Below are 12,640 nucleotides of genomic sequence, written 5' to 3'. Positions count from 1 at the left end.
ATACCGTGATCTGTCAAGACGCTAAATGAAGGTTGAGCGTCGTGAAAATACGTGACAAATGCCAAAAAAGCAGGCTGGCCCTGCACGCGCCGAACGGGAAAAACCTCCGGGGCTCGCCCAGTTCCGTCAGTTCGACGCCGCCGGCTGCCACAAGGCGAGCATTCCATCCATTCCGAGCCGATCGACCGCCTGTGCGACGCCGGTTTGTCCGATTTGATGCGCAATCGAGCCTAAACCCAGTGCTTCCAGCGTCACTGCGGCCGCCGTCTTGAGGAACGGCAGATCGCTGAAGCGCGGCTGCAGCTTGTAATCGCGCACGGAGAGCCCCTTCTTGACGCCCTTCTGCTCGACCAGCCAGGTCACGGCGGTCTTCTCGTCGCCGATCTGGTCGATCAGCTTGAGATCGATGGCCTGGCGTCCGGTGAAGACACGGCCATCAACCACTTTCTCGAGCTGCGTGTCATCCATGCCACGCCGGTCCTTCACCAATCCCTTGAACCAGGCATAGGAATCCTTCACCAGCGCATCGAGCGCGGCCCGTGCCTCGGGGCTGGTTGGCTCGAAACCGTTGGGCGCGGCCTTCAGCGGCGTGGACTTCACCTCCTCGACCTTGACGCCGACGGTCTTCAACAGCTCCGAGACGTTCGGAAACTGGAACAGCACGCCGATCGAGCCGACCAGCGAGCTCTGCTGGGCGATGATGTGATCGCTGGCGATCGCGGTGATGTAGCCGCCGGAGGCGGCGAGGCCTTCGACGACCACGACGAGAGGCTTCTTCGCCTTCAGACTCACAAGCGAATCGTAGAGCTGCTCGGAGCCGGCGGTGGTGCCGCCCGGCGAATTGATGTGGACGATGACGGCGGCGGCCTGCGAATTCTCCAGCCGCTCGAGCGCCTGCGTGCGATCAGAATCGCTGCGGATCAGGCCGTCGATCTGGACCCGCGCGATCGAGCCGGCGGAAGCGAACGTGCCGCGCGCACCCGGCGTCGCGACCAGTGCGAAGCCAGCGATCGCCGCGATCGCGATCAGCGCGGCCAAGACGCGCCAGAACGTCAGCTTGCGGCGGATCCTGCGGCGATCGACGATGATGTCCGAATCGAGCGACATCTCAGTATCTCCAGATGAAAGGCCGGGCGCGTTGTGCCGTCGCAGCGTGACCATTGGCTTATCTGGATACATCAATTGCGGCGCAATTAGAAGAAAACAAGGCCGGTAGCGGCATAGCCCGGATGGAGCGCAAACGTAATCCGGGGTTCTCGCCTCACGGAGAGGCTTTCCCGGATTGCGCTTCGCTCCATCCGGGCTACGACCTCAACAACAAAAAAGCCCCGGCTTGCGCCGGGGCTTTGATGCAGCGAAACCTGCGTTTCGCTTACTTGGTGTCGCGGTTCTTGAGCGCGGTGCCGAGGATGTCGCCGAGCGTCGCCCCCGAATCGGAGGAGCCGTACTGCGCGATGGCTTCCTTCTCTTCGGCGACTTCGAGCGCCTTGATCGACACCTGGACCTTGCGGGCCTTCTTGTCGAACTGGATCACCCGGGCATCGACCTTCTCGCCGACGGCAAAGCGTTCGGCGCGCTGATCGTTGCGGTCACGGGCGAGCTCCGAGCGCTTCACGAACGTGGTGAAGTCGGTACCGGTGATCTTCACCTCGATACCGCTCTCCTTCACGTCGATCACTTCGCAGGTCACGACAGCGCCCTTCTTGACGTCGCCCGGCTCGGCGAAGGGGTCGCCTTCGAGCTGCTTGATGCCAAGGGAGATGCGCTCCTTCTCGACGTCCACATCGAGCACCACGGCCTTCACCATGTCGCCCTTCTTGTAGTTGTCGATCACCTGCTCGCCCGGCTGCTTCCAGTCGAGGTCGGAGAGATGGACCATGCCGTCGACGTCGCCCTCGAGGCCCAGGAACAGACCGAACTCGGTCTTGTTCTTGACTTCGCCCTCGACCGTCGAACCGGTCGGGTGACCTTCGACGAAGACCTCCCACGGGTTGCGCATGGTCTGCTTGAGGCCGAGCGAGATGCGGCGCTTGACGGAATCGACTTCGAGCACCTGCACTTCGACTTCCTGCGAGGTCGAAACGATCTTGCCGGGGTGCATGTTCTTCTTGGTCCACGACATCTCGGAGACGTGGATCAGGCCTTCGATGCCCGGCTCGAGCTCGACGAACGCGCCGTAGTCGGTGATGTTGGTGACGCGACCGGTGAAGCGGGCACCCAGCGGGTACTTGGCTTCGATGCCCTGCCACGGATCGTCCAACAGCTGCTTCATGCCCAGCGAGATGCGGTGCGTCTCGTGGTTGATCTTGATGATCTTGACCTTCACGGTCTGGCCGATCGAGAGCACCTCGGTCGGATGGTTGACGCGGCGCCACGCGATATCGGTGACGTGCAGCAGACCGTCGATGCCGCCGAGATCAACGAACGCACCGTAATCGGTGATGTTCTTGACCACGCCGTCGATGACCTGACCCTCTTCGAGGTTCTGCACCAGCTCCTGACGCTGCTCGGCGCGGGTCTCTTCGAGAACCGTGCGGCGGGACACGACGATGTTGCCGCGGCGACGGTCCATCTTGAGGATCTGGAACGGCTGCGAGTTGTTCATCAGCGGCGCAACGTCGCGGATCGGACGGATGTCGACCTGCGAACGCGGCAGGAAGGCCACGGCACCGTCGAGGTCGACGGTGAAGCCGCCCTTGACCTGGTTGAAGATGACGCCGTTGACCTTCTCGTTGTTCTGGAAGGCCTTCTCGAGCTTGCCCCAGCTCTCTTCGCGGCGCGCCTTGTCGCGCGACAGCACGGCTTCGCCGAGGGCGTTCTCGATCCGATCGAGGAACACTTCCACCTCGTCGCCGACCTTGAGCTCGCTGTCACGGCCGGGGCCGGAAAATTCGCGCAGGGCAACGCGGCCCTCGGTCTTCAGGCCGACGTCGATGACGGCCATGTCCTTTTCGATTGCAACAACCTTGCCCTTGATGACTGAGCTTTCCTGCAGGTTGCCGCCTGCGAAGGACTCGTCGAGCATCGCGGCGAAATCGTCGCGCGACGGGCTATAGGTATCAGCAGAAGTCGAAGCCATTTGTTCTCCAGTTGCGGATGTCGTGCCGGCCGTTGGGTTCTTGGGCGCATCGTACGCGCAGTGTCGGAAGGTCCGCAGAACCTTCGAGCGACCGCTCGCTGCTCCGACCTGGAGGACGGAACAGCGGAAGCGGGCCGGCTGAGGCCCGCGCGTGCGATACGTGGAAATCTTTTGTCCGGAGCCTGGATCGCGTCGGCCCCAAGCAGGGACCGAGAGTATCGACCTCAAAGAGCGGGAGCGGGCGCTTCCTCCAATGACGGCAGCGGCTTAACCCCGCGACCGGCCCGCTCGGACGGCCTCGATAATGTCGATGGCGGCCCGGACGCCGCCTTCTATATCCAGTTGGGAGTTATCTAGCAAGTAAGCATCCGCGGCCGGCTTCAGGGGCGCGATCGCCCGGTTCTTGTCGCGTTCGTCGCGCTGGATGATGTCGGCGAGTACGGCGGCCTCATCGGCCTCCTCACCCCTCGCCTTGGCCTCCATGGTCCGGCGGCGGGCGCGGACTTTGGGGTCGGCGACGACGAAGATCTTCACGTCGGCATGGGGGCAGATCACGGTTCCAATATCCCGCCCATCGAGCACGGCGCCCGGCGGATCGGCGGCGAATTGCCGCTGAAAACTGATCAGGGCTTCGCGCACCCTTGGGATCGCCGAGACGATGGAGGCGCCCTCGCCGGCCTTCTGGGTCTTCAGGGCGGGATTGCCGAACTTCTCGGGATCGAGTTCCAGCGCCGCAGCGACCGCCGCCGCCTCGTCCCGGAGATCATGACCGGACTGCATCAGGGAATAGGCCACCGCGCGATAGATCACGCCGGTATCAAGATGACGGTAGCCGTAATGGTGGGCGAGGCGCTTGCCGAGCGTGCCCTTGCCCGACGCCGCGGGCCCGTCGATGGCGATGATCATGAAAAATCGGCCCCAAGCGAACGCATCATCGGAATGAAATCCGGAAAACTGGTGGCGATGAAGGCGGTGTCGTCGACGGTCACCGGCTGGTCGGACGCGCAGCCCATCACCAGCGCGGACATCGCGATGCGATGGTCCATGTGGGTGGCCACGACGCCGCCGCCGGGAACATGGCCGCGGCCTTCGACGATCAAATCGTCGCCGGAGACCTCGACCTTGACGCCGTTGACGCGGAGCATCGCGGCGGTGGCTTCAAGACGGTCGGATTCCTTGACGCGCAGCTCCTGGAGGCCGCGCATGATGGTCGTGCCCTCGGCAAAGGCGGCCGCCACCGCCAGCACCAGATATTCGTCGATCATCGACGGTGCGCGCTCCGGCGGCACCTCGACACCGCGCAATTTCGAGGCGCGTACGCGCAGCTTCGCCATCGGCTCGCCGGCGTCGCTGCGAACTTCACTTTCCTCAATCGAGGCACCCATTTCGCGCAGCGTGGTGAAAAGACCGGTGCGCAGCGGATTGGTCATGACGTCGGACAGAACGATTTCGGAACCTTCGACGATCAGCGCGGCAACGATGGGGAACGCCGCCGATGAGGGATCGGCGGGCACGACGACATTGGCGCCATGTAACTCCGGCTGCCCCACGAGCGTGATACGGCGGCCGTGCTGACCTTCCCGCACCGAGGTGATCTCGGCGCCGAAATGCTTGAGCATCAGCTCGGTGTGGTCGCGGCTGGCCTCGGTCTCGATGACCGTGGTGATGCCGGGCGCGGCCAGGCCCGCGAGCAGCACGGCGGATTTGATCTGCGCCGAGGCGACCGGGGTCTTGTAGGTGATCGGCAGCGGATCGCGCGCACCCTGGACCGTCAACGGCAGACGGCCGCCCTCGCCGCCGGCGACGACCTTCGCGCCCATCTTTTCCAGCGGGTCCAGAATCCGGCGCATGGGCCGGGTGCGCAGCGAGGCATCGCCGTCGAAAATCGCAGAGATCGGGCAGCCGGCGACGGCGCCCATGACGAGCCGGCAGCCGGTGCCGGAGTTGCCGAAATCCAGCGGCGCTTTGGGCTCCGCGAAGCCTGCGACACCCACGCCGTCGACTTTCCAGGCGAAATCTCCGGTGCGCTCGACCCTGGCGCCAAGCGCCTGCATGGATTTGGCGGTGTTAAGGACGTCCTCGCCCTCCAGGAGGCCCGAAATCCGTGTCTCTCCGACCGCGAGCGCGCCGAGGATGAGGGCACGGTGGGAGATCGACTTGTCTCCGGGCACCCGTACTTTCCCGGTCAGGGGACCGCTGGCGCGCGACTGGAGCGGCGTCGGCTTGTCGGAATCGGTCAAGTTTGTGTCCTTGGATAGGCCCGAAACGTCCCTGCGGGACTCGCGGGGCAGGTACCACACGGTCTCCCCGCCGTCACGGGCATGTCGTTCTCCCGTAATGCGCTATTGACAGCGGGCCGCCAACTAGCCAAGTGAAGCACCGCTTTTCAGACATTTCCAGGATTCCTCTGCCGTGGCCAAGTCCGAACTCGGAACTAAACGTATTTGCCCGACGACGGGCAAAAAGTTCTATGACCTCAACAAGAATCCGGTGATCTCGCCCTATACCGGAGAAGTCGTGCCGATCGCGCCCATCGCGCCGGCGCGCGCGCCCCGCGGCGCCGAAGCCCGCCACGCAGCCGCTGCCGCCGACGCCACGCCGGAGCCGGCGGAGGTCGAGGAGGTCTCGCTCGAGGAGGCCGATGCCGAGGAGAACACCGGCAAGGTCAAGGCCGTCGTGCCCGAATCCGAGGACGACATCGAAGTCGATGAGACCATCGAGGACGATGACGACGATGATTCGACCTTTATCGCCGACGACGAAGAGGGCGATGAGGACGTCACCGACATCATTGGTGATGTCGGCGGTGACGAAGAGACTTGAGATAATTCCAGAACTGTGGTTCTGGGTCTTTCCCGACGCGTCGCCCAAGGCGCGTCGGACGGTTAAGGGGCCATAGCTCAGCTGGGAGAGCGCTTGCATGGCATGCAAGAGGTCGGCGGTTCGATCCCGCCTGGCTCCACCACGCTTCGCCCTTCGGGCTACGCGTGGCGCAGCCGCGCACAGCCCGAAGGGCGAAGCGTGGTGTCCGGCGAAGCCCGAAGGGCGAAGACGGGCTGGTGAGATTCCCACGCAGCGGCTGCCCAGGCGATAATCGTCAATGTGGTCCGTCTACATCCTCCGCAGCATCGAATTTCCCGAGCAGGAATACGTTGGGGCCACGGAAAATCTGAAGCGCCGGATTCCAGAGCACAATGCTGGCAAATCCACCCACACCGCCAAGTTCAAGCCTTGGAAGCTGATCTGGTACTGCGCCTTCCGTGACAAGTACAAAGCGCTCGCTTTTGAAGCGTACCTGAAGTCTCACTCCGGCCGGGCCTTCACAAAGAAGCGGCTGTCCTAAGAGCGCACCTCTTCCCCTACTCCCCGATCACCGCATTCAACCGGTCCCTCAGCGCCACAATCTCATCCTTCATCGCGACCAGTTCCGAGACCGAGCAGTCCGACGCCGCCAGGATCGATTGCGGCACGGCGCGCGCCTTGTCCTTCAGGGCCTGGCCCTGCGGCGTCAATGCGATCAGCACCTGACGTTCGTCTTCGCTCGAGCGGGTGCGCTTGACGAGGTGGGCCGCCTCCAGCCGCTTGAGCAGCGGCGTCAGCGTGCCCGAATCCAGGTGCAGCTTTTCGCCGATGTCCTTGACCGGCACGTCGTCGCGCTCCCACAGCACCAGCATCACCAGATATTGCGGATAGGTCAGGCCGAGCCGGTCCAGCAGCGGCTTGTAGACGCGGTTGAAGGCGTGCGCGGCCGAATAGACCGCGAAGCAGATCTGGTTGTCGAGGCGCAGCGGCGCGTCCGCTGCCGAATGTTTCCGGGGCATGGAGAATCTCACAGGACTTGCTTCCATTCTGGGGCCGGCCGTCGCCACATTCAATTGCGAACAATTAAATGTGAGGCGCCATAATTTCAATTGCGCACAATCTAATTGTTTGCAATAAGGATCGCACCCCACCCGAACACACAGGGAGACGAAAATGTCAGTGAACGTCCTCTACAAGACCAGCGCAAAGGCCACCGGCGGCCGCGACGGCCATGCTGCGACCCTCGACGGCGCGCTCGACGTCAAGCTCACCACGCCGAAGGAGCTCGGCGGCGGAGGCGGCGCGGGCAACAATCCCGAGCAGCTGTTTGCGGCCGGCTATGCCGCCTGCTTCATCGGCGCGATGAAGTTCGTGTCTTCGCAGGGCGGCCCCAAGGTTCCGGCCGACGCCTCCGTGACCTCGACCGTCGGCATCGGCCCGCGCGCGGCCGGCGGCTTCGGTCTCGACATCGACCTTGCCGTCTCGTTGCCGGGCCTCGCCCGCGCGGAAGCCGAGGCGCTGGTCGAGAAGGCGCACCAGGTGTGCCCGTATTCCAACGCGACGCGCGGCAATGTCGACGTTCGCCTGACGGTCGTCTGATCGGTTCGGTGAAGCGGCTGACCCGGGATCCCTCTCAGGCCAGCCGCTTCCCTTGATTTGCCATCCCGCGGGATTGCGGCGACCGCCTGCATGACGCCCTACGCGGGAAGCCATTGCCCGCTCGGACGAACCTCGTTAGGCCTGTGATCACATCGACACAGGGGACGCGAAGGCATGACTGAAGCCGCCAGTTCTGGAGCCGCCACGGGCGCAATGAGCGGCCTGCGCGTCATCGATCTCACGCGCGTGCTCGGCGGGCCCTATTGCACCCAGATCCTCGCCGACCATGGCGCCGACGTGATCAAGGTCGAGCCGCCCGCAGGCGACGAGGTGCGCGACTGGGGCCCTCCCTTCCACGACGAAGACGCAGCCTATTTCATCGGCATCAACCGCAACAAGCGCTCGATCGGCCTCGATCTCGCCTCCGAGGGCGGCCGGACCGTGCTGCTCAAGATGCTGGAGAGCGCCGACGTCCTGATCGAGAATTTCAAGCCGGGCACGCTGGAGAAATGGGGCATCGGCAACGAGGTGCTGCGCGAAAAATTTCCGCGCCTCGTGCATTGCCGGATCTGCGGCTTCGGCGCCGACGGTCCCCGCGGCGGCAATCCCGGCTATGACGCCATCATCCAGGCCATGACCGGCATGATCGCGGCGACCGGCTCGCCCGAGAGCGGGCCGATGCGGATCGGCGTGCCGCTGGTCGACATCGGCACCGGCCTCTATGCGGCGATCGGCATCTTGATGGCGTTGTCGGAGCGGCAGCGCTCGGGCCAGGGCCAGTTCCTGGAGACCACGCTGTACGAGACCGGCCTTGCCATCATGCATCCGCACACCGCGAATTATTTCATGCATGGCAAGCCGCCGGCGCTCACCGGCAACGAGCATCCCAACCTCGTGCCCTATGCGATCTTCCCGACCAAGACCGACAACATCTTCATCGGCGTCGGTAATGACGGCACCTTCCGCAAGCTCGCCAAGGAGATCGGCAAGCCCGAGCTCGGCACCGATCCGCGCTTTGCGCGCAACAAGGACCGCATCGCCAATCGCGAGGCGCTGCGGGCCGAGCTCGCCGCCGTGTTCAGCCAGCACGAGGCCGAGCCGCTGTGCAATCGCCTGCTCGCTGCGGGCCTGCCCGCAGGCCCCGTGCAGAGGATCGACCAAGCGTTGACCAACCCGCACACGATCGCGCGCGGCGATATCATCGAGAAGGATTGGTACAAGGGCGTGGCATCCCCGATCCGGCTCGATCGCAGCAAGCCGAGCCTACGTCGCCTGCCGCCGAAATTCAGCCAGCACGCCGCCGAGGTGCTGGGCGAGTTCGGCTACTCCAGGTCCGAGATCGACGCGATGGTCGAGCAGGGCACGGTCTGCGGACCCGAGCGCAAGCGCTGAGATAAGACGAAGATCGAGCTTCACCGTCTAAAACGGCCGGACGATTCCGACGCGCGGGATCAGCGTAAGGATCAGGCCGAAGATATTCGTCTTCTGATCCTCCGCCCGAATCAGCGGCGTCTCGCGTGCGGCGGGCAGCATCTTCACCGCGTGCAGGATCAGGAACATGCAGACCGCCCAGTTCGAGATCCAGCGCGAATAGTCGAACACCATCGCGAACATCACGAGGCAGGCGAGGCTGACGCCGGCAAGCGCCGCGATCACAAGACGGCGATGCGTGTCGTTTGCCAGCGCGCCGATAAGGTTTGCAAAATAACGCCACAGCGGTATGTGCAGCCAGATCAGCAGCAAGAACACGGGCACGCCAAGGATGTTGTGGGGCAGGCGGCCCCAGGTGTCGGAAATCTCCTTCGTCAGCGGCTGATACCAGATGTAGGCAAACTGCAACATATCGGTCCGCGACGGATCGGCCATCCGGCTCTTCAGGTAGGCAACGAAATCCGCCTCCGCGATCGGCATCGTTCCCCAAAACTGCGCGGCGAAGAACAGCGTGGAGACGGCAAGCAGGGCAACGACGCCGAACGCGACATTGGTGCGATCGCAGCCCTGCGTCAGATAGTGCCTGATCACGACGATGGTGATGATCGTCGGCACATACATCAGGAGATGGATGTGGTGGATCAGGACGAGAACGATCGAGAACAGCGCAGCCAGCGCCACGAACAGCAGCGAGCCGGCCGGCACCAGCAGCAGGATGATCGCCAGCGCGCAGCCATAGATGTCGAAATGGCCGAGCGTGTGCATGAAGTTCTTGAGGAAGAACGGCGAGCCCGCGATGAAGACGAACAGCGGCAATGTCTTCGTGGTGAAGCCGAACGTCTTCTGAAATAGTCTTGCGTACAGTCCCAGCGTCACCAGCCATGTCGCGCCGCCGAGCGCGAACACCAGCCATACCGGCACCTTGTCGGTGAACAGCGCGACGATCGCCCCGATCAGCGCGCGCTTGATGAAGCCGAAATGATAGTCGACGAGGAGGTGGATGTAGGGGACGTAAGGCGGCAGCTGGATCTTGTGAACGAAGACGCCGACGATGACCGCCGCGTTGATCGCGAGCAGGACGCGCCAGGGGTTTTGCAGGATGCGTGCGGTCACGCCGCATCCATAGCGCGGCCGCCCGGAATTACAAAATGAACCGGCTCAAATCCGCGTTCTTGGCGAGGTCGCCGACGTGCTTCTGGACGAAATCGGCGTCGACCCTGACGGTCTCACCGCTGCGGTCGGGGGCGGTGAAGGAGATCTCGTCCAGCACCCGCTCCATCACGGTCTGCAGCCGCCGCGCGCCGATGTTCTCGACGGTGGAATTCACGGCGACCGCGACGTCCGCAAGTGCGTCGATGGCGTTGTCGGTGATGTCGAGCGTGACGCCCTCGGTCTGCATCAACGCAACATATTGCTTGATCAGCGAGGCCTCGGGCTCGGTCAGGATGCGGCGCATGTCGTCACGGGTCAACGCCTGCAACTCGACGCGGATCGGCAGGCGGCCCTGCAATTCCGGCAACAGGTCGGACGGCTTGGCGACATGGAAGGCGCCGGAGGCAATGAACAGGATGTGGTCGGTCTTCACCGCGCCGTGCTTGGTCGAGACCGTGGTGCCCTCGATCAGCGGCAGCAGGTCGCGCTGCACGCCCTCGCGCGAGACGTCGCCGCCGGCGCGGCCTTCGCGGGCGCAGATCTTGTCGATCTCGTCCAGGAACACGATGCCGTTGTTCTCGACCGCGCTGATCGCCTCCATCGTCAACTGATCGCTGTCGAGCAGCTTGTCGGATTCCTCGTTGATGAGGATCTCGTGCGAGCTCTCCACCGTCAGCCGCCGCGTCTTGCTGCGTCCGCCGAGCTTGCCGAAGATGTCGCCGATCGAAACCGCGCCCATCTGCGCGCCAGGCATGCCCGGGATCTCGAACATCGGAAAGCCGCTGCCGCCGCCTTGCGTCTCGATCTCGATCTCCTTGTCGTTGAGCTCGCCCGCGCGCAGCTTCTTGCGGAAGGAGTCCCGCGTCGCCGCGCTGGAATTGGCGCCGACCAGCGCATCGAGCACGCGCTCCTCGGCGGCGAGCTGCGCACGTGCCTGCACGTCTTTGCGCTTGCGCTCGCGGACCTGGGCGATCGCGACCTCGACGAGATCGCGCACGATCTGCTCGACGTCGCGCCCGACATAGCCGACCTCGGTGAATTTCGTCGCCTCGACCTTCAGAAACGGCGCGTTGGCGAGCTTGGCGAGCCGCCGCGCGATCTCGGTCTTGCCGACGCCGGTCGGGCCGATCATCAGGATGTTCTTCGGCAGCACTTCTTCGCGCAAGGAGCCTTCGAGCTGCTGCCGCCGCCAGCGGTTGCGCAGCGCGATCGAGACGGCGCGCTTGGCATCGGCCTGGCCGACGATGAAACGGTCGAGTTCGGAAACGATTTCGCGGGGGGAGAAGTCTGTCATGGGACCTTAGCTAGGATCAGATGCGGGACGGGACAAGCCGCTTTTTTGCCATCAGATGATCGGCGGACCCGATTGCCATTGTTTCACGGCCTCGACCGGGTGGATCAGCATCAGGATATTGAGCGTCAGATTGTCGCGAATATGCAGCGCCAGCATGATTTCAAAGGCGAGCCCGAGCAGGACGGTCACCGATACAGGCAGCAGGCGCGCGGCGAGGAAGCCCAGCATCATGGACAAATTGTCAGAAACCGAATTGACGATGCTGTCGCCGAAATAATCCAGCGAGATCGTGCCGGCGCGGTAGCGTTCGATGATGAACGGCGAGTTCTCGACGATCTCCCAGGCACCCTCGATCAGCATCGCGACGATCAGGCGCGCGGGCCAGGACAGCGACACGAACGGCAGCCGCGCGAACAGCAGCCAGGTCAGTCCATAGAACAGGAAGCCGTGCAGGATGTGCGAGAAACTGTACCAGTCGGCGATGTGCTGCGAATTTTCCGAGCTGCTCACCACGCCATGCCACAGCTTGACGTAACCGCAGGTGCAGATCGGCACCCGTCCCATCGCGAGCAGGATCGAGGCCTGCGTCGCCAGCAGCAGCAGCGCGATGCCGACCCAGGCGAGCGGTGGAAACGCGGCCCTGCTCTCATGCGTGGTTGCCAGCGTCATGGCTCGCGCACCATCAGCAGCGCCGCTCCGTCGGGCGTCTCGACCATGCGGTCGGGGGCAAAGCCGGCCTTCTCATAGGCACGCACCGCGCGCGCGTTGAGCGGATCAGGATCAGTGACGATGCGGGGCAGACCCTGCCGCAACTGCGCGTCGGCGAATTGGCGGATCAATGCCGAACCGTGCCCGCGCCCGATCATGTCGCCTTCGCCGATGAACTGGTCGATGCCACGGGTGGCCTCCGGTTGCGGCCCAAGACCCGTATTCCAGGCTGTCAGGCGGTAGCATTGAAGATAGCCGAACGGCTTGTCGCCGGCCAACACGATGAACTGTTCCATTGCCGGCTCATCAAGATCGCCGCTCACGAGCGCGAACTGCTCGTCCGGATCGCCCCACCATTCCCGCACATGTACCTCGCGGAGCCATCGCCGGATCAACGGCAGATCGGCCGCGGTCATCGGGCGGAAGGTGTAGGCGAGGGTCATCTAGCGGTGCTGCGCTCCCTCTCCCGTCTACGGGAGAGGGTTGGGGAGAGGGTGCGTCCGCAATGGGACAGCCCCCAAGAGGACAGAGCCCTCACCCGCGCCTTCGGCGCGACCTCTCCCGCAAGCGAGGGC

General features: G+C 64.0%; 13 protein-coding genes and 1 tRNA gene. 5 read left to right on the top strand and 9 right to left on the bottom strand.

From position 1 onward, the window contains the following. Positions 1 to 126: 126 nt before the first annotated feature. From sppA to aroA, 4 genes are all read right to left on the bottom strand, one after another. Positions 127 to 1,107 carry a signal peptide peptidase SppA gene (gene sppA, locus FXB41_RS01140; RefSeq protein ID WP_007598412.1) on the bottom strand — a complete coding sequence of 327 codons (981 nt, stop codon included), beginning with the start codon at positions 1,105 to 1,107 and terminating at the stop codon, positions 127 to 129. Positions 1,108 to 1,372: 265 nt separating this feature from the next. Beyond that, positions 1,373 to 3,079, bottom strand: coding sequence for a 30S ribosomal protein S1 (rpsA, locus tag FXB41_RS01135; RefSeq protein WP_007598413.1), 1,707 nt, complete (start codon positions 3,077 to 3,079; stop codon positions 1,373 to 1,375). Positions 3,080 to 3,346: 267 nt separating this feature from the next. Then, positions 3,347 to 3,985, bottom strand: coding sequence for a (d)CMP kinase (cmk, locus tag FXB41_RS01130; RefSeq protein WP_007598415.1), 639 nt, complete (start codon positions 3,983 to 3,985; stop codon positions 3,347 to 3,349). Beyond that, positions 3,982 to 5,319, bottom strand: a complete 1,338-nt coding sequence (gene aroA, locus FXB41_RS01125) for a 3-phosphoshikimate 1-carboxyvinyltransferase (RefSeq protein WP_035993851.1) — start codon at positions 5,317 to 5,319, stop codon at positions 3,982 to 3,984. Before aroA ends, cmk begins: the two co-directional genes overlap by 4 nt. A 172-nt stretch (positions 5,320 to 5,491) precedes the next feature. Between aroA and FXB41_RS01120 the strand changes: the two genes are divergently transcribed. The 3 genes from FXB41_RS01120 (at position 5,492) to FXB41_RS01110 (ending at position 6,422) form a co-directional block, all read left to right on the top strand. Beyond that, positions 5,492 to 5,902 (top strand): TIGR02300 family protein, encoded by a 411-nt coding sequence (locus FXB41_RS01120; RefSeq protein ID WP_007598417.1) that lies wholly within the window; start codon positions 5,492 to 5,494, stop codon positions 5,900 to 5,902. Positions 5,903 to 5,968: 66 nt separating this feature from the next. Beyond that, a tRNA-Ala gene (locus FXB41_RS01115) sits at positions 5,969 to 6,044 on the top strand. A gap of 135 nt (positions 6,045 to 6,179) precedes the next feature. Beyond that, on the top strand, positions 6,180 to 6,422 hold the full coding sequence (locus tag FXB41_RS01110) for a GIY-YIG nuclease family protein (protein WP_007598418.1): 243 nt from the start codon (positions 6,180 to 6,182) through the stop codon (positions 6,420 to 6,422). Between the two features lie 16 nt (positions 6,423 to 6,438). Here FXB41_RS01110 and FXB41_RS01105 read toward each other — a convergent pair whose 3' ends face one another. Continuing rightward, positions 6,439 to 6,900, bottom strand: a complete 462-nt coding sequence (locus FXB41_RS01105; RefSeq protein ID WP_007598419.1) for a MarR family winged helix-turn-helix transcriptional regulator — start codon at positions 6,898 to 6,900, stop codon at positions 6,439 to 6,441. A 154-nt stretch (positions 6,901 to 7,054) separates the two neighbouring features. Here FXB41_RS01105 and FXB41_RS01100 point away from each other — a divergent pair, with 154 nt between their 5' ends. Beyond that, positions 7,055 to 7,480, top strand: coding sequence for an organic hydroperoxide resistance protein (locus tag FXB41_RS01100; RefSeq protein ID WP_007598424.1), 426 nt, complete (start codon positions 7,055 to 7,057; stop codon positions 7,478 to 7,480). Between the two features lie 174 nt (positions 7,481 to 7,654). Continuing rightward, positions 7,655 to 8,872, top strand: coding sequence for a CaiB/BaiF CoA transferase family protein (locus FXB41_RS01095; RefSeq protein ID WP_007598426.1), 1,218 nt, complete (start codon positions 7,655 to 7,657; stop codon positions 8,870 to 8,872). Between the two features lie 27 nt (positions 8,873 to 8,899). Here the strand turns inward: FXB41_RS01095 and FXB41_RS01090 are convergent, their stop codons facing one another. From FXB41_RS01090 to FXB41_RS01075, 4 genes are read right to left on the bottom strand one after another with little or no spacing between them, the layout of a single operon-like run. Then, positions 8,900 to 10,024 (bottom strand): hypothetical protein, encoded by a 1,125-nt coding sequence (locus FXB41_RS01090; RefSeq protein ID WP_007598428.1) that lies wholly within the window; start codon positions 10,022 to 10,024, stop codon positions 8,900 to 8,902. A 28-nt stretch (positions 10,025 to 10,052) separates the two neighbouring features. Continuing rightward, positions 10,053 to 11,357: an ATP-dependent protease ATPase subunit HslU gene (hslU, locus tag FXB41_RS01085; protein WP_007598430.1), complete on the bottom strand. Its 1,305-nt coding sequence runs from the start codon at positions 11,355 to 11,357 to the stop codon at positions 10,053 to 10,055. A gap of 51 nt (positions 11,358 to 11,408) precedes the next feature. Beyond that, positions 11,409 to 12,026: a DUF2585 domain-containing protein gene (locus tag FXB41_RS01080; RefSeq protein ID WP_219678799.1), complete on the bottom strand. Its 618-nt coding sequence runs from the start codon at positions 12,024 to 12,026 to the stop codon at positions 11,409 to 11,411. Then, positions 12,023 to 12,508, bottom strand: a complete 486-nt coding sequence (locus tag FXB41_RS01075; protein WP_219678797.1) for a GNAT family N-acetyltransferase — start codon at positions 12,506 to 12,508, stop codon at positions 12,023 to 12,025. The genes FXB41_RS01080 and FXB41_RS01075 overlap by 4 nt, the downstream gene beginning before the upstream one ends. Positions 12,509 to 12,640 lie beyond the last annotated feature (132 nt).

Source organism: Bradyrhizobium canariense (assembly GCF_019402665.1).
GTDB classification, from domain to species: domain Bacteria; phylum Pseudomonadota; class Alphaproteobacteria; order Rhizobiales; family Xanthobacteraceae; genus Bradyrhizobium; species Bradyrhizobium canariense.
The sequence above is the reverse complement of the archived record's forward strand: the minus strand, read 5'-3'. Positions and strand labels throughout refer to the sequence as shown.

Excerpts from the sequence above, each read along its gene's own strand:
- FXB41_RS01075 (WP_219678797.1), bottom strand. The coding sequence starts at position 12,508 with ATGACCCTCGCCTACACCTTCCGCCCGATGACCGCGGCCGATCTGCCG.
- FXB41_RS01080 (WP_219678799.1), bottom strand. The coding sequence starts at position 12,026 with ATGACGCTGGCAACCACGCATGAGAGCAGGGCCGCGTTTCCACCGCTC.
- FXB41_RS01105 (WP_007598419.1), bottom strand. The coding sequence starts at position 6,900 with ATGCCCCGGAAACATTCGGCAGCGGACGCGCCGCTGCGCCTCGACAAC.
- cmk (WP_007598415.1), bottom strand. The coding sequence starts at position 3,985 with ATGATCATCGCCATCGACGGGCCCGCGGCGTCGGGCAAGGGCACGCTC.
- sppA (WP_007598412.1), bottom strand. The coding sequence starts at position 1,107 with ATGTCGCTCGATTCGGACATCATCGTCGATCGCCGCAGGATCCGCCGC.
- rpsA (WP_007598413.1), bottom strand. The coding sequence starts at position 3,079 with ATGGCTTCGACTTCTGCTGATACCTATAGCCCGTCGCGCGACGATTTC.
- FXB41_RS01095 (WP_007598426.1), top strand. The coding sequence starts at position 7,655 with ATGACTGAAGCCGCCAGTTCTGGAGCCGCCACGGGCGCAATGAGCGGC.
- hslU (WP_007598430.1), bottom strand. The coding sequence starts at position 11,357 with ATGACAGACTTCTCCCCCCGCGAAATCGTTTCCGAACTCGACCGTTTC.
- FXB41_RS01100 (WP_007598424.1), top strand. The coding sequence starts at position 7,055 with ATGTCAGTGAACGTCCTCTACAAGACCAGCGCAAAGGCCACCGGCGGC.
- FXB41_RS01110 (WP_007598418.1), top strand. The coding sequence starts at position 6,180 with ATGTGGTCCGTCTACATCCTCCGCAGCATCGAATTTCCCGAGCAGGAA.